Annotated in this window: 16 protein-coding genes and 1 other RNA gene; 11 read left to right on the top strand and 6 right to left on the bottom strand. The window is 63.2% G+C overall.

Features of this window, described 5'->3' with window-relative positions; all coding sequences use genetic code 11:
- Positions 1 to 56: 56 nt before the first annotated feature.
- From ompA to KHO30_RS21120, 5 genes are all read left to right on the top strand, one after another.
- Positions 57 to 704 carry an outer membrane protein OmpA gene (gene ompA, locus KHO30_RS21140; protein ID WP_054037229.1) on the top strand — a complete coding sequence of 216 codons (648 nt, stop codon included), beginning with the start codon at positions 57 to 59 and terminating at the stop codon, positions 702 to 704.
- Positions 705 to 923: 219 nt separating this feature from the next.
- Positions 924 to 1,622 carry a bifunctional 2-polyprenyl-6-hydroxyphenol methylase/3-demethylubiquinol 3-O-methyltransferase UbiG gene (ubiG, locus tag KHO30_RS21135; RefSeq protein ID WP_211702169.1) on the top strand — a complete coding sequence of 233 codons (699 nt, stop codon included), beginning with the start codon at positions 924 to 926 and terminating at the stop codon, positions 1,620 to 1,622.
- A gap of 33 nt (positions 1,623 to 1,655) precedes the next feature.
- Positions 1,656 to 2,369, top strand: coding sequence for an HAD family hydrolase (locus tag KHO30_RS21130; protein WP_093639209.1), 714 nt, complete (start codon positions 1,656 to 1,658; stop codon positions 2,367 to 2,369).
- 181 nt (positions 2,370 to 2,550) lie between these two features.
- Positions 2,551 to 2,920: a transfer-messenger RNA gene (ssrA, locus tag KHO30_RS21125) on the top strand.
- A 252-nt stretch (positions 2,921 to 3,172) separates the two neighbouring features.
- Positions 3,173 to 3,541 carry a COG4315 family predicted lipoprotein gene (locus KHO30_RS21120; protein WP_093639206.1) on the top strand — a complete coding sequence of 123 codons (369 nt, stop codon included), beginning with the start codon at positions 3,173 to 3,175 and terminating at the stop codon, positions 3,539 to 3,541.
- Between the two features lie 123 nt (positions 3,542 to 3,664).
- Here KHO30_RS21120 and KHO30_RS21115 read toward each other — a convergent pair whose 3' ends face one another.
- Positions 3,665 to 3,931 carry a hypothetical protein gene (locus tag KHO30_RS21115; RefSeq protein WP_054037237.1) on the bottom strand — a complete coding sequence of 89 codons (267 nt, stop codon included), beginning with the start codon at positions 3,929 to 3,931 and terminating at the stop codon, positions 3,665 to 3,667.
- Positions 3,932 to 4,040: 109 nt separating this feature from the next.
- Positions 4,041 to 5,120 (bottom strand): substrate-binding domain-containing protein, encoded by a 1,080-nt coding sequence (locus KHO30_RS21110; protein ID WP_093639202.1) that lies wholly within the window; start codon positions 5,118 to 5,120, stop codon positions 4,041 to 4,043.
- Positions 5,121 to 5,254: 134 nt separating this feature from the next.
- Between KHO30_RS21110 and KHO30_RS21105 the strand changes: the two genes are divergently transcribed.
- Genes KHO30_RS21105 through KHO30_RS21090 form a run of 4 tightly spaced genes read left to right on the top strand, consistent with a single transcriptional unit; the run spans position 5,255 to position 10,558 of the window.
- Positions 5,255 to 5,740, top strand: a complete 486-nt coding sequence (locus KHO30_RS21105; protein WP_093639199.1) for an NAD(P)H-dependent oxidoreductase subunit E — start codon at positions 5,255 to 5,257, stop codon at positions 5,738 to 5,740.
- Complete coding sequence (locus KHO30_RS21100; protein WP_211702166.1) at positions 5,737 to 7,308, top strand: formate dehydrogenase beta subunit; 1,572 nt, start codon at positions 5,737 to 5,739, stop codon at positions 7,306 to 7,308. The genes KHO30_RS21105 and KHO30_RS21100 overlap by 4 nt, the downstream gene beginning before the upstream one ends.
- Positions 7,309 to 7,322: 14 nt before the next feature.
- Positions 7,323 to 10,298, top strand: a complete 2,976-nt coding sequence (gene fdhF, locus KHO30_RS21095; protein WP_211702163.1) for a formate dehydrogenase subunit alpha — start codon at positions 7,323 to 7,325, stop codon at positions 10,296 to 10,298.
- A gap of 8 nt (positions 10,299 to 10,306) precedes the next feature.
- Complete coding sequence (locus KHO30_RS21090) at positions 10,307 to 10,558, top strand: formate dehydrogenase subunit delta (RefSeq protein WP_200618153.1); 252 nt, start codon at positions 10,307 to 10,309, stop codon at positions 10,556 to 10,558.
- Between the two features lie 60 nt (positions 10,559 to 10,618).
- Here the strand turns inward: KHO30_RS21090 and KHO30_RS21085 are convergent, their stop codons facing one another.
- The 3 genes from KHO30_RS21085 to KHO30_RS21075 all read right to left on the bottom strand — a co-directional run bounded on the left by KHO30_RS21085 (position 10,619) and on the right by KHO30_RS21075 (position 14,069).
- Positions 10,619 to 12,343: an FAD-dependent monooxygenase gene (locus KHO30_RS21085; protein ID WP_093639186.1), complete on the bottom strand. Its 1,725-nt coding sequence runs from the start codon at positions 12,341 to 12,343 to the stop codon at positions 10,619 to 10,621.
- Between the two features lie 68 nt (positions 12,344 to 12,411).
- Complete coding sequence (locus tag KHO30_RS21080) at positions 12,412 to 13,725, bottom strand: cation diffusion facilitator family transporter (protein WP_244864097.1); 1,314 nt, start codon at positions 13,723 to 13,725, stop codon at positions 12,412 to 12,414.
- Positions 13,722 to 14,069, bottom strand: a complete 348-nt coding sequence (locus KHO30_RS21075) for an ArsR/SmtB family transcription factor (protein ID WP_093639183.1) — start codon at positions 14,067 to 14,069, stop codon at positions 13,722 to 13,724. Before KHO30_RS21075 ends, KHO30_RS21080 begins: the two co-directional genes overlap by 4 nt.
- Before the next feature lie 138 nt (positions 14,070 to 14,207).
- Here KHO30_RS21075 and KHO30_RS21070 point away from each other — a divergent pair, with 138 nt between their 5' ends.
- Positions 14,208 to 16,055 carry a tetratricopeptide repeat protein gene (locus tag KHO30_RS21070; protein WP_211702160.1) on the top strand — a complete coding sequence of 616 codons (1,848 nt, stop codon included), beginning with the start codon at positions 14,208 to 14,210 and terminating at the stop codon, positions 16,053 to 16,055.
- 102 nt (positions 16,056 to 16,157) lie between these two features.
- On the opposite strand, the gene tcuC is transcribed toward KHO30_RS21070, so the two are convergent.
- On the bottom strand, positions 16,158 to 17,459 hold the full coding sequence (gene tcuC / locus KHO30_RS21065; protein ID WP_093639177.1) for an MFS transporter: 1,302 nt from the start codon (positions 17,457 to 17,459) through the stop codon (positions 16,158 to 16,160).
- 310 nt (positions 17,460 to 17,769) lie between these two features.
- Here tcuC and KHO30_RS21060 point away from each other — a divergent pair, with 310 nt between their 5' ends.
- A complete protein-coding gene (locus tag KHO30_RS21060) occupies positions 17,770 to 18,294 on the top strand; it encodes a GNAT family N-acetyltransferase (RefSeq protein WP_093639174.1) in 525 nt (174 codons plus the stop codon).
- Positions 18,295 to 18,354: the final 60 nt, after the last annotated feature.

Raw genomic sequence — 18,354 nt, 5'->3', positions numbered from 1 at the left:
CTTCGTCAACAGGCTCGCAGTAAACCTGCGGTAATCTCAATTTCGAGAGGAGAAATATGAATAAACTTTCAAAGCTCGCGTTCATTGCAGCTACCGCAGTTATGGCTGCATCCGCCATGGCGCAATCGGTGCCGGCGTCGCGACAAGCTACGAACGACAACTGGGTGAATGGTACCGGCGAATACGTGTGGATGAACGGCACGAACGAGCTTTGCTGGCGCGATGCATTCTGGACGCCGGCAACGGCCAACGCTAAGTGCGATGGCGCCCTGGTTGCCCAGGCTCCGACCCCGCCGGCTCCGGTCGCACCTGCACCGGCTATTACGAGCCAAAAGATTACGTATCAAGCTGACGCTCTGTTCGACTTCGACAAGGCCATCCTGAAGCCGGCTGGCAAGGAAAAGCTGGACGATCTGGCATCGAAGGTCGGCTCGCTGAACCTGGAAGTCATCGTTGCAACGGGTTACACGGACCGTATCGGTTCGGACAAGTACAACGACCGCCTGTCGCTGCGCCGTGCTCAAGCCGTGAAGTCGTACCTCGTGAGCAAGGGCATCGAATCCAACCGTATCTATACGGAAGGCAAGGGCAAGCGCAACCCGGTCACGACCGGTTGCAACCAGAAGAACCACAAGCAACTCGTCGCTTGCCTCGCACCGGATCGTCGCGTGGAAGTCGAAGTTGTCGGTACTTCGAAGCAGTAAGCTACAAATTACCGCAGTATCAAAGCCCCGCTTCGGCGGGGCTTTTTTTATGCCGCAGCTGCGGGCGCTACTCGCCTTCTCCTCCGAGTACGCGCCCGATCTGCCGGAACAGGACGCGCCAGCCACCGCGCGGCATTTTGCCGCCCCGTCGCCCGGCCTATATACTCAGGGTTTATCCTCGAGCGCCCGCTCAACGCTCTCATCGAGGCAGCTTCCGCTATGACCAACGCTGATCCCCACGAACTGCAGAAATTTAGCGACCTCGCGCATCGTTGGTGGGACCCGAATGCCGAATTCAAACCGCTGCATGAACTCAACCCGATTCGTCTAAGCTGGATCGACGCGCACGCACATCTCGCCGGCAAAACCGTGTTGGATATCGGCTGCGGCGGCGGCATTCTGTCGGAGTCGATGGCGGGATTGGGGGCGCATGTGAAGGGAATCGATCTGTCGGCCCAAGCGCTCGGCGTGGCGGATCTTCACAGCCTTGAAAGTGGTGTAACCGTCAGTTACGAAGAAATCGCCGCCGAAGCACTCGCCGCCCGCGAACCGGGCACTTACGACGTCGTCACCTGCATGGAAATGCTCGAACACGTGCCCCAACCGGCCGCCATTGTCGAAGCATGCAAAACGCTCGTGAAACCCGGCGGCTGGGTGTTTTTCTCCACGCTGAACCGCAATGTGAAGTCGTATCTGTTTGCGGTGATCGGCGCCGAATATATCGCGCGGATGCTGCCCAAGGGTACGCACGACTACGCGCGCTTCATCCGCCCCTCGGAATTGGCCGGCTTTGTGCGCGCTGCCGACCTGCGTACAGTCGACATCAAAGGTATCGTTTATAACCCGCTCAGCAAGCACTTCACGCTGTCCGCCGACACGAGCGTGAACTACATGCTCGCCTGCCGCCGCGACGTCTGATCCGCCTCGACCTGCCCGGACTCAATCCAATCAATGAGCGATCCCACGCCCCTGCCCCAACGCGAAGACAACGACGACGCGCTCGGTCTTTGCCAGGCTGTCCTGTTCGACCTCGACGGCACGCTGGCCGACACCGCGCCCGATCTCGCGGCCGCAGTCAACAAGATGCGCCACGATCGCAGCCTCGAGATGGTGCCGCTCGAAGACCTGCGGCCGCTCGCGTCGGCGGGCGCGCGCGGTCTGATCGGGGGGGCGTTCGGCATCGGCCCTGACGATCACGAGTTCGCGTCGATGCGTGAGGAGTTTCTCGCCAACTATGAAGCGGACTTATGCATCGAGACCACGCTGTTTCCCGGCATTCCCGAATTGCTCGACGATCTCGATGCGCGGGGCGTGCGCTGGGGCATCGTGACGAACAAGGTGGCAAGGCTCACTGAGCCGCTGATCGCGCAACTCGGCCTCGAAGAGCGCGCCGGCTGCGTGGTGAGCGGCGACACGACCCCGCATTCGAAGCCGCACCCCGCGCCGCTGTTGCACGCCGCGCGTGAGCTGGATGTCGTGCCCGAGCGCATCGTCTACGTCGGCGACGACCTGCGCGACGTGCAGGCGGGTTTCGCGGCCGGCATGAAGACCATCGCGGCCGCCTATGGTTACTGCGGCAACGACATTCCGCCGACGCAATGGCACGCGCAGCATGTCGTGCACTCGCCCGCGGAGTTGCAGAAGCTGCTGCGCGACATCGGCTGAACCGCTGAACGCAAATAGCGAACACCGCAGACAGGCCACACGCAACGCATGGCGGCGGCTTGCGGCTTCGCATTGACAGCGCACCAGCACACGGCCAGCCATCAAGCCAATCACCCAGGACGTGGCCGTCAAACTATTGTAAAATCTCCGTCTGGCCCAGATATTTTGGGCAACGAACCGCGGGGGCGACCTGGTTTCGACAGGGGTTGCGAAGCGGCTAGGGCATACCGAGGACCCGTCACCTCGTTAATCAATGGGAAAAACGTAACTGCAAACGACGAAACGTTCGCACTGGCAGCCTAAGGGCCGCCGTCCTCTGCCTAGTTCACTGACGGGCTAGAGTCGCAAGACCGGTAGCAATACCGACAGAGGTCATATACGTCAGTTAAGTCTTGGTGGCGTCACGACGCCAAGGTCGAAAATCTAGTGAATCGCCGTCACGCAGCGTGTTCGTCCGCGTCGTGGTGGTTAAATCAAATGACAGAACTAAGTATGTAGAACTAGTCGTAGAGTGCTTCTGGACGCGGGTTCGATTCCCGCCGCCTCCACCAGAACATCGTTTCAAGCTGCATCATCAAGACTCAAAACCCGTAAGCGGCCTGCTGCTTGCGGGTTTTTTGTTGCCTACGCATAAAACGGAAGGCTCGCTCGTCAAGCACCGAGCGGGCCTTTTTGCTGGCAGGTATCAAAGAGATCGGCGTGAGGCCAAGGGAATAAACGCATTCGTCCAATCGTTTATTCCGCACGCACGACCGCACACTGCGTTCCGCGCGAGACCAACATCAAAACCAGGAGCCGACATCATGCGCAAGACTCTCTTATGCCTCACCACGCTGACTCTCCTCGCACTGCAACAGACTGCTTTTGCCGAGGCCCCGAAGATCGTCGACGGCCGCTTCGTCACCGCGGACGGCATGACGCTCTATACCTTCGACAAAGACACCAAGCCCGGCATGAGCGCCTGCACCGGCGGCTGCATGACTAACTGGCCGGCAGCCATGGCGAGCACGTCGGACAAGCCCTCAGGCGACTGGACCGTGATTCCTTCGGCCGACGGCAAACAGCAATGGGCTTATAAAGGACATCCGCTGTATCGCTACGCGGCCGACAAGCAAGCGGGCGACATGAAGGGGGACGGCTTCAAGGACATGTGGCACACGGCGAAGCCATAACCGACAGCCGCTGAACGATGGGCCAGAACCGAGAGACTTTATAAAAAAACTTAAACGAAAAACGCCGGCTGCAAGCCGGCGTCTCGAACGAATACAAAACGGAACACGAAAGCGCTGATTCGCTTATTCGTCTTTAGGACACTGCAAATTACACCCGTTCGGATCGCCATTGTCGCCGCGCTTGCGCATGGCTGATTTTTTGTTGGACTGGTATTTGTCCGAGGGCGCGGACGCCGCAAACGGCATCTGCGGATGTTCGGCAAGACGGAACTGATCTTGCAGGATACCGCCCGGCACACCCGGCGAATTCTGTGCGAAAGCAACCGAAGCGGTGGCGAGAAGCACCCCGGCCGTCGCTGCCGCAGCACATGCGTGAAGAAGAACTTTCATATCGGTTCAGCGCGGCGTAGCGCGCGGTTAAGGCGTAAGCGGAAGGATAGAGATTATCCCAAACAAACGCCCCTCGCAGCGGCGACGGCACCAATTTGTTTACAGTCGCTTACGCCGCACCAGGGCCTAGCCCCGCATCGAGATCGAGCAGCTTGCCGCAGTCGCGTGGATCGTAACCTTCGAGCTGTTCAACGCTATGCCGAAATGCCGCGCCGCGCAGCAAGTTGATCACCGTTGCGAGCGGCGCGCGCTCCAGCCGGGCGCGGTCGCAGGCGAAGTAATAGTCTTCGTCGACGATCGGAATGAAGTCGAGCCCGAAGTGATGCGCTGCCGGCTCGACGCCGAAACCCACATCCGCCATGCCGCTTGCCACGAACGCCGCGATCGCCGAGTGCGTGAGTTCCGCCGATGCATAGCCGTTGACCCGATCCGGATCGACTCCGACTTTTCGTAGCGCGAGATCGAGCAGCATGCGCGTGCCGGAACCAGGCTGACGATTGACGAAGCGAATGTCGTCGCGCGCGAGATCGCTCAGGCCGCCGATGCCCTTTGGGTTCCCCTTGCCGAGAAAGAGGCCCTGCTTGCGCTTCGTCAGATGCACAAGCACGTGACGCTGCGGATCGAGCCAACGCCGATAGGTATCCGCGCAGGCCGCGCGAAACTCGCCTAGCGGCAAGTGAAAACCGGCCAGATCACATTCGCCCCGGGCGAGCGCGCTCACCGCGTCCGCGCTGTCGCGGTATTTGATATCGACCGGGAGGTCGTTCGCGACCAATGCCGTCACCAGCGCCGCCACGGCGTAACCGTGCGACGCGTAGATCCGCACGTCGTCGGCGGCCGGCGCGAGCCAGCGGTTCAATTCGCTGGCGACTTCGCTCGCGAGCGCCTGCATGTTGCCGTCGAGCCGCTCGCCGCACAGGCGCTGCGCGCGCAACACGGCCTGCCCGAGCTCGGACAGCACCGAGCCGCGTCCACGCTCCTTCGCGATCAGCGGACCACCCAAACGCTCCTCGATGCTGCGCAACAAACCCCACGCGTGACGGTAGGACAAACCCTTAAGCGTCGCCGCCTGCGCGATGCTGCCAGACTCGTCCACCAGCGCGAGCAACGGCACGACGTCCGACAGGCTTGCCTCACGGCCATCCGGGCCCTTCACAACCAGCTGCGCCTGGCACTCGATCCTGATCATATATGTTCAACTCTTTCCTATTGCATGAGGCGAATCACCCGCCTATTGTTCGGCTATCCCATATCGAATATACGAAGCATAAGTGCACGCATTATGAATAACAAGTGCATATATGACTTTGGAGGAGCCCCCACTTGGACGATTCCATCGCCGTCGCGCCGGAGCAGTTGGTGCAGCGTCACGCGCAACCGGGCAGGTCGCTGCTAGCGGTACTGCACGCCATTCAGGATGAACTCGGCTACGTGCCGCCCGACACGGTTGCGCCTCTCGCGCGTGCCATGAATCTGTCGCGCGCGGAAGTGCATGGCGTCATCACCTACTACCACCATTTCCGCACGCAGCCCGCGGCGCCCGTCACGGTGCAACTGTGCCGCGCCGAAGCATGCCGCAGCATGGGCACCGAGGCGCTCGCGCAGCATATCGAAGCGCATACCGGCTGCCGTTTTGACGCGGAGCATCGGCATGGTGAGACGGTCGAACTGGAATCGGTCTACTGCCTCGGACAGTGCGCGCTGTCGCCGGCGATGATGGTCAACGGCACCCTGCACGCGAAAGTGACGCCGCAGAAATTCGACGCGCTCTTCGCCGCCGCCAGCAAATGCGTGGAGGTCACGGCATGACGCGCATATACGTACCCTGCGATTCGTCGGCGCTTGCGCTCGGCGCCGATGCACTGGCTCAAGCGATCGAATCCGAAGCCGCACGCCGCGGCATTGCAATCGAACTGGTTCGCAACGGTTCGCGCGGGTTGCTGTGGCTCGAACCGCTCGTCGAAGTTGTGACGGCTGAAGGCCGCGTCGGCTATGCGAACGTCGAAGAGAGCGACGTTGCCGCGCTGTTCGACGCCGGTTTTATCGAAGGTGGCGAGCATGCCCGCCGTGTCGGTGTGGTCGATGACATCCCGTATCTGAAGAAGCAGCAGCGTCTGACCTTCGCGCGGATCGGCATCACGGATCCGCTGTCCGTCGACGATTACGTCGCTCACGGCGGCCTCGAAGGTCTCAAGCAAGCCCTGCAAACCGACGGCGACGCCGCCTGCGAAGCGCTGATCGAATCCGGCCTGCGCGGCCGCGGCGGTGCAGCCTTCCCTGCCGGCATCAAATGGCGCACGGTGCGCGGCGCCAAAGCGGCGCAGAAATACATCGTCTGCAATGCGGACGAAGGCGACTCCGGCACCTTCTCCGACCGCCTCGTGATGGAAAGCGACCCGTACGTGCTGATCGAAGGGATGATCATCGCGGGCGTCGTGACCGGTGCGACAGTCGGCTATATCTACGTACGCAGCGAATATCCGCACTCGATCGCAACGCTCGAAGCCGCGATCGCCAAAGCACGCGCCGCCGGTTGGCTCGGCGATAGCGTGCTCGGCTCGGCGGCGCATCGCTTCGAACTGTTCGTCGCGAAGGGCGCAGGCGCCTATGTCTGCGGCGAGGAAACGGCGCTGCTCGAATCGCTCGAAGGCAAACGCGGCATTGTGCGCGCGAAGCCGCCGGTGCCGGCGCTAGTCGGACTTTACGGCCAGCCGACGGTGATCAACAACGTCATCACACTCGCGACGGTGCCGATCATCTTCGCGCGTGGCGCTGCTTTCTATAAAGATTTCGGCATGGGCCGTTCGCGTGGCACGCTGCCGTTCCAGCTCGCCGGCAATGTGAAGCAAGGCGGTCTGGTCGAGCTGGCGTTCGGCGTCACGCTGCGCGAATTGCTCTACGACTACGGCGGTGGCACGGCAAGCGGACGCCCGGCACGCGCCGTGCAGGTTGGCGGCCCGCTGGGTACGTATTTGCCGGAAAGCCAGTGGGACATCCCCATGGACTACGAAGCGTACGCGGCCGTCGGCGCGGTGGTCGGCCACGGCGGCATCGTCGTGCATGACGACACGTCGAATCTCGCCGAACTCGCGCAATACGCGATGCACTTCTGCGCGCTGGAATCGTGCGGCAAATGTACACCGTGCCGGATCGGCTCGACGCGTGGTGTCGAAGTGATCGGACGGATCCGCAATGGCGATACGTCCACGCGGCAAGTGCAGTTGTTGCGCGATCTGTGCGACACGATGGTATCCGGTTCGCTCTGCGCGATGGGCGGCATGACGCCGTTCCCGGTGTTGTCCGCGCTCGACCATTTCCCCGAAGACTTCGGTCTCGACAACGTACACGACCTCGCGCCCAAAGCGGCTGCGGCCTGACCCAGGAGCCTCACATGTCCGATGTGCTCAACTCCCCTGCCGGTGCCCCGAAGGAAGTCCCTTTGAGTGGCGGCTGCGGCTCCGGTAACTGCGCGTGCAAATCGCAAGCACAAGCGCAACGTGCGCCCCGTTCGTTCTTTGACGACACCGACTACGGCACACCCGCGCGTCATGCCGACCTCGACGTCACACTGGAAATCGACGGCCAGGCGGTGACGGTTCCGGCCGGCACTTCCGTGATGCGCGCCGCCGTCGAAGCCGGTGTCAACGTGCCCAAGCTCTGCGCAACCGATTCGCTCGAACCGTTCGGCTCGTGCCGTTTGTGCCTGGTCGAGATCGAAGGCAAGCGCGGCTACCCTGCTTCGTGCACGACGCCTGTCGAAGCCGGCATGAAGGTCCGCACGCAAACCGATCGTCTGCAATCGCTCCGCCGTAACGTGATGGAGTTGTACATCTCCGATCACCCGCTCGACTGCCTGACCTGTCCCGCCAACGGCGACTGCGAATTGCAGGACATGGCGGGTGTCACCGGCTTGCGCGAAGTACGCTACGGCTTTGACGGCGCGAACCATCTGAAGGACAAGAAGGACGAATCGAATCCGTACTTCACGTACGATCCATCGAAGTGCATCGTCTGCAATCGCTGCGTGCGCGCGTGTGAAGAAACGCAAGGCACGTTCGCGCTGACTATCGCAGGACGTGGTTTCGAATCGCGTGTGGCGGCAAGCGAAAACAAGCCGTTCATGGAATCGGAATGCGTGTCGTGCGGCGCATGCGTCGCCGCATGCCCGACCGCGACCTTGCAGGAAAAGACCGTCATCATGCTTGGCCAGTCCGAACATTCGGTGGTCACCACGTGCGCCTATTGCGGCGTGGGCTGCTCGTTCAAGGCCGAGATGAAGGGCAACCAGGTCGTGCGGATGGTGCCACACAAGAACGGCCAGGCCAACGAAGGCCACGCGTGCGTGAAGGGCCGCTTCGCCTGGGGCTACGCGACGCACAAGGACCGCATCACCAAGCCGATGATCCGCGCGAAGATCACGGATCCGTGGCGTGAAGTCAGCTGGGAAGAAGCGCTCACGTACGCGGCGTCGGAATTCCGCCGCATTCAGGCGAAGCACGGCCGCGATTCGATCGGCGGTATTACGTCGTCGCGCTGCACGAACGAAGAAACGTATCTCGTACAGAAGCTCGTGCGCGCCGCGTTCGGCAACAACAACGTCGACACCTGCGCACGTGTGTGCCATTCGCCGACCGGCTACGGCCTGAAGACCACGCTCGGCGAATCGGCCGGCACGCAAACCTTCGCCTCGGTCGACAAGGCCGACGTCATCATGGTCATCGGCGCCAATCCGACCGACGGCCACCCGGTGTTCGGCTCACGTATGAAGCGCCGTATCCGTGAAGGCGCGAAGCTGATCGTCGTCGATCCGCGGCGCATCGACATCGTCGATACGCCGCACGTCAAGGCCTCGCATCATCTGCAATTGCGTCCTGGCACCAACGTGGCAGTGGTCAATGCGCTCGCGCATGTGATCGTGACCGAAGGCTTGCTGAACGAAGCGTTCATCGCCGAGCGCTGCGAAACGCGCGCGTTCGAGCAATGGCGTGCGTTCGTCGCCCTGCCCGAGAATGCCCCGGAAGCGACCGAGGAAATCACCGGCGTGCCCGCTGCATCCATTCGCGAAGCCGCGCGCATCTATGCCACCGGCGGCAACGCCGCGATCTATTACGGCCTCGGCGTCACCGAACACGCGCAAGGCTCGACGATGGTGATGGGCATCGCGAATCTGGCGATGGCGACCGGCAACATCGGCCGCGAAGGTGTCGGCGTGAACCCCTTGCGCGGTCAGAACAACGTGCAGGGTTCGTGCGACATGGGCTCGTTCCCGCACGAACTGCCGGGCTATCGCCACATCAGCGATTCGATCACGCGCGCCTTGTTCGAGGAAGCATGGAACGTCACGCTGCAGCCCGAACCGGGCCTGCGCATTCCGAATATGTTCGACGCCGCCGTGCACGGCACCTTTAAGGGCCTGTACTGCCAGGGCGAAGACATCGTGCAATCCGATCCGAACACGCATCACGTGTCGGCCGCGCTGTCTTCGATGGAATGCATCGTCGTGCAGGACATTTTCCTCAACGAGACCGCGAAGTACGCGCACGTGCTGCTGCCGGGCTCCTCGTTCCTCGAAAAGGACGGTACCTTCACCAACGCGGAACGCCGCATTTCGCGCGTGCGCAAGGTGATGCCGCCGGTGCCGGGTTACGCCGACTGGGAAGTCACGGTGATGCTCGCGCGCGCACTCGGTTATGAAATGGACTACGCGCATCCGTCGCAGATCATGGACGAGATCGCACGTCTCACGCCGACCTTCCATGGTGTGTCGTACAAGAAGCTCGACGAACTCGGCAGCATCCAGTGGCCATGCAACGAGAACGCGCCCGACGGTACGCCGACCATGCACATCGACACCTTCGTGCGCGGCAAGGGCAAGTTCGTGATCACGAAGTTCATTGCCACGCCGGAAAAGGTCACGCGCAAGTTCCCGCTGCTGCTCACCACGGGCCGCATCCTGTCGCAGTACAACGTCGGCGCACAGACGCGCCGCACCGAGAATTCGCGCTGGCATGACGAAGACCGTCTCGAGATCCATCCACACGACGCGGAAGAACGCGGTATCAGGAATGACGATTGGGTCGGCATCGAATCGCGCGCGGGACAAACCGTGTTGCGCGCGAAGGTGACCGAGCGGATGCAGCCGGGTGTCGTCTACACGACGTTCCACTTCCCCGAATCGGGCGCGAACGTGATCACCACCGATAGCTCGGACTGGGCCACCAACTGTCCCGAGTACAAGGTGACGGCGGTGCAGGTGATGCCGGTCGAACAGCCGTCGCAATGGCAGCAGGACTATTCGCGCTTCAACACGGAGCAGCTCGATCTGCTGAAGCAGCGCGAGTTGGCCAACGCAACGTCGGGTAAGTGAGGCAAGCCATGGACAATCAGAATCTGATCGACATGGCGAACCGGATCGGCGACTTTTTCGATTCGATGCCGGACCGTGAGGAAGCGCTCGCCGGCATCGCCGATCATATCCGCCGCTTCTGGGAGCCGCGCATGCGGCGTGCTTTGCTGGCGGCGCTCGATGAGCCGGATGCGAGCGGTATCGAGATGTCGGGCATCGTCAGGGAAGCGCTCGTCAAGCATCGTGACAGCTTGACGCCGGCTGCGGCGGCTGCGGTTTAAGCGAAGGCTGGTCAGCAGGCGGATACGACGCGCGCGAGGCGTGTTCGTGCCAGCGCCTCTTCACAGCGCCGCCTGCTCCGGTATCACGCCGCCCACTGCGAACCACGCTTCGCAGTGGCGCAGCAAGCCGTGCAGGTCGGACCCCGTGCGGCCGCGCGCACTGATGTAGCCGTCCGGCCGCACCAGATAGAACGACGGCCGTGTGCGCCCATACGATTCGGACAGCGCCGGGCCGCCCTCGCCGCTCGTATCGGTCACGCGCCAGATGCGCACCGCGCCCGGCAACAATCGCTCGACTTCCACAGCCAGCCGCTCCAGTTCCGGGTCCGGCGGCGGTGCGTGCTTCGCGGCCGGATCAAGCGGTGTGTCGTCCACTGCGAGCGGCGGCACCAGCAGGAACAACGAGAAGAACGCCGGATCGTGCAGATCGAAAATGCAACCGACGCCCGGCGCACGGCCAAGCGGCCCATCCACTACGTGCACCAACGCATCCGGCGCGCGCTCGCCGGCACGCGGGCCGCCGTCGAGCAGACGTTCAAGCGTTAGCGGGCTGCGCCGATACTGGACCGACAACTCGCTGATCGTCATACGCGCCGCATCGCGCAGCGGGCCGAGCGCGGCCAGCACCGGCATCACGCGCTCGCGCAGCAGCTTCAGCGGTCCATGATCGGCCTCGGCCATATGCGTGATGAAGCCCGTTTGCCGCAGCACGTCGCGTTCGATCGGATGCCGTTCATTGTGGTACGTGTCGAGCAGACGGTCAGGCGCCGCGCCTTTCAGAACGCGCGCGATCTTCCAGCCGAGATTGAACGCTTCCTGAATGCCCGTGTTCATTCCTTGCGCGCCGGCCGGGCTGTGTACGTGAGCCGCGTCCCCGGCGAGGAAGATGCGGCCTACACGCAGCCGATCCACCATTCTGCTGTTCAAATGAAAATACGACGACCATGCCAGGTCCGACACGTCGACGCGTTCCCGCACGCGCCGGGTGATCAGCGCCTTGCATTCTTCGAGCGACGGCGGCGAGACGTGGTTGAGCGGCGGCTCGCCGAGCACCGCGGGCGTGGCCGGCGGCGGGACCGGGGTCGGTTCGACCGGATGGTCCGCAATCAGACGATGACGGCCATGACCCATCGGAAACAGCGCGACGAGACCCTCGCCCGACGCGAAGATATGGAATTCGTCCTCGGGCCAATCGGTTTCGGCATGCACATCGGCCAGCAGGAACGTCTGCTCGAAGGTGCTGCCCGCAAAGCTCAAACCGAGCCGATGGCGGATCGTGCTATGCGCGCCGTCAGCCGCGATCACGTACGACGGGCGCAGAGTCTCGGTATGGCCGTCCGCGCGGCGCAGTGTCACCTGAATGCTGGCGGAACCCTGCACGAACATCATCAGCTCAACGCCGCGTTCGACTGTCACGCCGAGCGTCGCGAGATGCTCCGTCAGCAAACGTTCGGTCACGGATTGATCGAGAAACAGCAGATAGGGATAGCGCGTGCGCAGCGGATCGAAATCGAGGCGCGCGAGACGCATGCCATTGGAAAAAAGATTGGCGATGCGCGCGCGATGACCGAGGTCGAGAAACGGCTCGATCAGGCGGTGCTGCTCAAACAGTTCGAGCGTGCGCGCCTGAATGCCGATGGCCCGTGAATACGGGTTCGGTTGCAGCGCTTTGTCGATCAGACGCACGGGGATGTGGGCACGCGCCAGACTCATTGCCGCGGCGAGTCCGGTCGGACCCGCCCCAACGATCAGCACCGGCGACGCATCGTGTGCGGCAGCGTCCATGCGGGACTCCGGAGACAACAGACCGTTCTAGTGTACGCCGCCGATAAGCCGCTCAACGGTGCGCTGCATCAATCGTGGGAATGATCCATCGCGCATCGATGCTCGGTGGTGCCGAGATCGACTTGCAGCGTGGCATGCTGCATCGAAAAACGTTCGCGCAGAGTGACGACGATGGCGTCGATCGACTCGTCGCCGGGGTGGCCTGCCGGCATCACCAGATGCGCGCTGAGCGCGTTGCCGGTAGTCGACAAGGCCCAGACGTGCAGGTCGTGCACGTCGGTGACGCCAGGCTGTCCGGCGAGATAGTCGCGGATATCCTGCAGACTGACGCCTGGCGGCACGGCATCGAGCGCCATGCGCACCGAATCGCGCAGCAGTCCCCACGTGCCGACTACCACCACCGCGACCACGAAGAGGCTCATCACCGGGTCGAGCCACGTCCAGTTGGTGTAGAGAATCACGAGGCCGCTGATCGCGACCGCGGCCGAGATAGCAGCGTCCGCGGCCATATGCAGGAACGCGCCGCGAATGTTCAGATCTTCCTTCTGGCCGCGCATGAAGAGCCACGCCGAGAAGCCGTTCACGACCACGCCGACCGTCGCGACGACGAACACCACCAGCCCTGCTACGGGTGCCGGATTCATCAGGCGCCCGATTGCCTCGGCGACGATCACGCCGCACGCGAACAACAGCAGCCCCGCGTTGGCGAGTGACGCCAGGATCGACGAACTGCCATAGCCGAAGGTGTAGCGTGCTGACGGACGACGCGCGACCAGCCAGGTTGCGCCCCAGGCGAGCAGCAGGCCGAGCACGTCGGAGAGATTGTGGCCGGCGTCGGCGAGCAGCGCGGTGGAATGCGCGATCACGCCGTAGACGGCTTGAACCACCACGATTGCTACGTTCAGCCCGACGGCGAGTGCGAACGCGCGGCCGTGGCCTGGGGCGGGTGCGTGGGCGTGGCTGTGGCCGCTGTGGCTGTGGCCGGCGTGGCTGCCGTGGTCGTGGTCGTGGTCGCTGTGACTATGGTCGGCGTGGCTGCCGTGGTTGTGGGCGGCGTGGCTGCTATGACCGTCGACGCTGTGGCTGTGGTCGGCGCCGTGATCATGCGCGCCCTGCTCACGAATACCGTGCGTGCTTGCCTCGCGCTCATGCGCTTCGTGTCCCTGCGTGCCGTGCCCCTGCAAGCCGCTCGCACGTGCATCGTCAGCATCCGGGCGCCCTGCGCCGTGCCGAAGCTCGCCCTGATCGCGAGCATCGCCGCCCTTCCCCTCGCCTTGCGCATCTTCCCCATCGATGCCATCGAATTCCCCCTCGAGCCACACCGGCGCGTGATCGTCCTCGCGCTCTTCGGCGGCCCGGTTCGAGGTGGTAACTTTCTTCATGACGGGTCCAAAGAAAATTCGCCGGCCGGCTCAGCGACATGCTCGAGCATGCCGGCCAGCATCGCGCTGATGTGGCGATCGGCGGCAAGATAGAACACCTGCTTGCCCTGCCGCTCTGCGCGCACGATCCGCGCCGCGCGCAGCAGCCGCAAATGGTGGCTCACCAGCGACGGCGACAGCCCCAGCCCCTCCGCGATCGCGCCGACCGCGCGCCGCTCGTCGACGCACGCGAGCACGATGCGCAAACGCGTCGGATCGCCAAGCAGGCGGAACAGGTCGGCCAGCGGCACGATCGTCTCCACCGGGCGGTCTTCGACGCTGACGGGTGAGATAGCGGAAGCCATGGTAAGCGGCATCATTGACATACATATGAACAGGTATTCATATGTTATAGATATCGAGACAACAGGTCAATTTGGAGAGCGGCCCGGCGAGTGTGGGAAAATGCGGCCTCTGCCTCACCCGAATGCCACCCCTCCGTCATGCAACAAGTATTTGACCGCGCCTTCGCGGCGCATCGTGACGGCCGCCTCGACGACGCCGAACGCGGCTACCGCGCGACGCTCGACGGCAACCCCGTGCACGTCGATGCGTTGCACCTGCTGGGCGTCCTGCGCCACCAGCAGGGTCAGCACGCCGAAGCCGCCGAGCTCGTGCGGCGCGCGGTGAACCTGCGCCCGGAAGACGCCGCGCTGCAGCTGAACCTCGGCAATGCGCTGAAGGCGCTCGGCCAGATCGACGACGCCATCGAACAGTTTCGCAATGCGCTCACGCTGGCGCCGTCATTCCCGATGGCGCACTACAACCTGGGCAATGCGTACGCGTCGGTGGGCCGCCACGAAGACGCCGCCGACGCCTTCGAGAAGTCGCTGCGCCTGCAACCGAACGACCCGTCTTCGCACAACAATCTCGGCAATGCATTGCACGCGCTCGGCCGGCATACGGAGGCGATCGCGTCGTTCCAGCGCGCGCTTGAATTGCGCCCTGGGCATGCGGGTGCGCTCAACAACATGGGCATGTCGCTGAACGCGCTCGACCGTGCGGACGAGGCGATCCCGCGATTTCAGGCCGCACTGGCGGCCGAACCGCGCTTCGTCGCCGCGCACTTCAATCTCGCCAATACGCTCGACGCCACCGGCCGCCACGCAGAAGCGGTTGCCTCTTTCCAGACAGCGCTCGCCCTGCAGCCGAACCTGCCGCCCACCATCTTCGGGCTCGGCAACGCGCTCGCCGCGCTGGGACGCCATGCGCAAGCGCTGCCGTATCTCGAGCGCGCAGTGGGTCTCGATCCGCAGTTCGCGCTCGCATGGCTGAGTCTCGGCACTGCGCACCAGGCACTGGGCGCGCACGCCGCGGCAGTGCGTGCCTTCGATCAGGCGCTGCGTTTGCGCCCCGATCTCGCCTCCGCGCACATGAACCGTGCGCTGGCCTGGCTCGCGTTGCGCGATTTCGCGCGCGGGCTGCCGGAATACGAATGGCGGATGCAAACCACCGCGCATCCGGTCATTCAGACGTTGCCGCGCTGGCACGGCGAGCCGATCGAACAACGCACGCTCCTCGTTCATGCCGAACAGGGTTTCGGCGATACCTTGCAATTCGTGCGCTTCGTGCCACTGGCCGCACAGCGTGCCGCGCGCGTTGTGCTCGAAGTGCAACCGCAACTGCTGCCGCTGCTTGCACCGGCAGCACAAGCGTGGCGCGTGACACTGATCGCCCAGGGCACACCGCGTCCAGCGGCGGATCTGCAATGCCCGCTGCTGAGCTTGCCGCTCGCGCTCGGCACAACCTACGACACGATTCCCGATCGCACGCCCTACCTCAGCGCGCCGCCGGCTTATGGCCGCAAATGGCGCGGCTCGCTCGGCGGTCACGCAAAGCGCAAGATCGGCATCGCGTGGTCAGGACGCATCCAGCAGAACGAAACCCGTTCGATGCCGCTCGCCGCGCTCGCTCCGCTGTTCGCGCTCGAAGGGATCGACTGGATCGTGCTGCAACCTGAACTGAGCGCCGAGGAACACGCGGCGCTCGACGCGCATCCGCATGCGGCGTCGATTCATCGCTTCGATAAGCGGATCGGCGATTTTGCGGATACCGCGGCGATCATCGAGCGGCTCGACGCGGTCGTGTCGATCGATACGTCGATCGCTCACCTGGCCGGCGCACTGAAAAAACCGCTATGGTTGATGCTGCCGTTCGCTGCGGATTGGCGCTGGTTCGTCGGCGAGTCGCGCAGTCCGTGGTATCCGGGCGTAACGCTGTTGCGCCAGCCGCAACCCGGCGAATGGGGCGACGTGGTGGAGGCAGTGGCTAACGAATTGCGCCGCGGCTAACTGGGCCGGATTCAGCGAATTCGGTGCCGACGCAACGCTCAAGAAAAAACCCCGCGCTCTCACGAGCGCGGGGTTTTTGTTTGTCCGGGTGAACGGTGACGCTTAAGCCGCGCGATACTGATTGCGCGACTCCGGCGTGCGATACAGCACCAGCGTCGCGATCAGTCCGCAAATGGCCGCCACGCCCAGGAACAGGCCAGGCGCGGCCTTGTTACCAGTAGTGTGAATGAGCAACGTGGAGATGGCCGGCGTGAAGCCACCGATCGTCGTAGCCAGGCTGTAGGCCAGCGAGAAGCCGGCGGTCCGCACTTCGACCGGCATCACTTCGGTCAGCGCCACCACCATCGCCCCGTTGTAGCTGCCGTACAGGAACGACAGCCACAGCTCGACTGCCAGAAGGCGAGCGAACGACGGGTCGGCGACCAGCCATTGCAGTGCCGGGTATGCGGTGATGATCGTCAGGATCGTGAAGGCGATCAGCACCGGACGGCGGCCGACGCGATCCGACAACGCGCCCGCGAGCGGCAGCCAGATCAGGTTTGACAAACCGATACAGACGGTGACGACGAGCGTATCGATCGACGACAGCTTCAGCACTTCCTTGCCGAAGGTCGGCGTGTAGGCCGTGATCATGTAGAACGACACGGTGGTCATGATGACCATGCCCATACCGCCCAGCACGATGCCCCAGTTCGCGGCCATCGTCTTCATGATCTCGCCCATGCTCGGACGATGCTTGCGCGCCTTGAACTCCTCGGTTTCCTGCAACGAACGACGGATCAGGAACAGGAACGGCACGATCAGGCAGCCGATCAGGAACGGCACGCGCCAGCCCCAGGCGGTCATCTGGTCAGCCGGCAGCACCTTGTTGAGCACCACGCCGATCAACGCGGCGAACACCACGGCAACCTGCTGGCTGCCCGACTGCCATGCGCAATAGAAGCCCTTGTTGCCCTTAGTGGCGATCTCCGACAGATAGACCGACACGCCGCCCAGTTCGACCCCGGCGGAGAAGCCTTGCAGCAGCCGGCCGCCCAGCACTAACACGGGCGCTAGCACGCCGATGGTCGCGTAGCCTGGTATCGACGCGACCGTGAGGGTACCGAGCGCCATCAGGCCGAGAGTGAGGATCAGGCCTTTGCGCCGGCCGTGATGGTCGATGTAAGCACCCAGCACGATTGCGCCAAGCGGCCGCATCAGGAAGCCCGCGCCGAATACCGACAGCGACAGCATCAGCGAGGCAAATTCGTTACCGCTCGGGAAATAGGTCTTGGCAATCGCGGACGCGTAATAGCCGTAGACCATGAAGTCGTACATCTCAAGAAAGTTGCCGCTGACCACGCGGAAAACTGTCTTGAACTTGGATTCTTCGGATGAGGAAGTGGCGTGTGACGCAGTAGACATGACATTCTCTGATAAGCCTGTCGCCACGCAGACGGGCGGCGCTCAGGCAGTTGAAACGATCCACTGCGTTCGGCAAGCGGATGCCGCGGGCAACTCAATTATTAGAACGCGCCGGGGGCGCTGCATTTTCATGCTGAACACATTTGCATGGTATCAGGGTAAACGTTGTGAAATACCGGGAACCCGCAACACGTAATGTTACCGTTCCTGGCGCTGTCGCGTATTCCATACATTTTCATTACAGTCAACATCTGCTCACCCTTGCGGTAGACTTTTCGCAGACAGGCCATTCCCGTTGACCACCATCCCGATGCAAACCTCCCACGCACTTTCACTGCGCCCTGCGACCCTCGCGGATGCGGCGCTGATCGCCTCGATTCATAGCGCCAGCTGGCAGGCGACCTATCGCGGCCTGCTGCCGGACGCGTTCCTCGACGGCGAGGTGACGCGGGAGCGCGCCGCCTATTGGGAAGCGCGCCTGCGCGCACCGGGCGGCGAACGCCGCATCGTGCTGATCGCCGAGCTCGCGGACGAGCCGATCGGTTTTGTCTGCGTCGAACGACAGCCGGAGTCCGCGTGGGGTGTCCTGCTCGACAACCTGCATGCGCTGCCTGGGCACCAGGGCATCGGCGCTGGCAAGCTGTTGATGCGTGCTGCCGAAGACTGGGCGCGCGCGCAAGGCGAAACGCAGTTGTATCTCTACGTGCTCGAAGGCAACACACCGGCGATCGGCTTTTATGAACGGCAAGGCTGGCAGTTCGTCGGCGCCGAACCGGATCATATGGGCGGCGTGGATATTACTGCGTTGCGCTATGTGTACCGGCTGGATCGATGAGGTACGTGCGCCTGGTTTGATCGTCATCCAACGCGGGGCGCAAAAAAACAAAACCCCACG

The sequence above is a fragment of the Paraburkholderia aspalathi genome, from assembly GCF_905220735.1.
Taxonomy (GTDB): domain Bacteria; phylum Pseudomonadota; class Gammaproteobacteria; order Burkholderiales; family Burkholderiaceae; genus Paraburkholderia; species Paraburkholderia aspalathi.
The sequence above is the reverse complement of the archived record's forward strand: the minus strand, read 5'-3'. Positions and strand labels throughout refer to the sequence as shown.

Bases quoted from the DNA above. Each gene is read 5' to 3' on its own strand.
- ompA (WP_054037229.1), top strand. From the start codon at position 57: ATGAATAAACTTTCAAAGCTCGCGTTCATTGCAGCTACCGCAGTTATG.
- ubiG (WP_211702169.1), top strand. From the start codon at position 924: ATGACCAACGCTGATCCCCACGAACTGCAGAAATTTAGCGACCTCGCG.
- KHO30_RS21130 (WP_093639209.1), top strand. From the start codon at position 1,656: ATGAGCGATCCCACGCCCCTGCCCCAACGCGAAGACAACGACGACGCG.
- KHO30_RS21120 (WP_093639206.1), top strand. From the start codon at position 3,173: ATGCGCAAGACTCTCTTATGCCTCACCACGCTGACTCTCCTCGCACTG.
- KHO30_RS21115 (WP_054037237.1), bottom strand. From the start codon at position 3,931: ATGAAAGTTCTTCTTCACGCATGTGCTGCGGCAGCGACGGCCGGGGTG.
- KHO30_RS21110 (WP_093639202.1), bottom strand. From the start codon at position 5,120: ATGATCAGGATCGAGTGCCAGGCGCAGCTGGTTGTGAAGGGCCCGGAT.
- KHO30_RS21100 (WP_211702166.1), top strand. From the start codon at position 5,737: ATGACGCGCATATACGTACCCTGCGATTCGTCGGCGCTTGCGCTCGGC.
- fdhF (WP_211702163.1), top strand. From the start codon at position 7,323: ATGTCCGATGTGCTCAACTCCCCTGCCGGTGCCCCGAAGGAAGTCCCT.
- KHO30_RS21090 (WP_200618153.1), top strand. From the start codon at position 10,307: ATGGACAATCAGAATCTGATCGACATGGCGAACCGGATCGGCGACTTT.
- KHO30_RS21085 (WP_093639186.1), bottom strand. From the start codon at position 12,343: ATGGACGCTGCCGCACACGATGCGTCGCCGGTGCTGATCGTTGGGGCG.
- KHO30_RS21080 (WP_244864097.1), bottom strand. From the start codon at position 13,725: ATGAAGAAAGTTACCACCTCGAACCGGGCCGCCGAAGAGCGCGAGGAC.
- KHO30_RS21075 (WP_093639183.1), bottom strand. From the start codon at position 14,069: ATGGCTTCCGCTATCTCACCCGTCAGCGTCGAAGACCGCCCGGTGGAG.
- KHO30_RS21070 (WP_211702160.1), top strand. From the start codon at position 14,208: ATGCAACAAGTATTTGACCGCGCCTTCGCGGCGCATCGTGACGGCCGC.
- tcuC (WP_093639177.1), bottom strand. From the start codon at position 17,459: ATGTCTACTGCGTCACACGCCACTTCCTCATCCGAAGAATCCAAGTTC.
- KHO30_RS21060 (WP_093639174.1), top strand. From the start codon at position 17,770: ATGCAAACCTCCCACGCACTTTCACTGCGCCCTGCGACCCTCGCGGAT.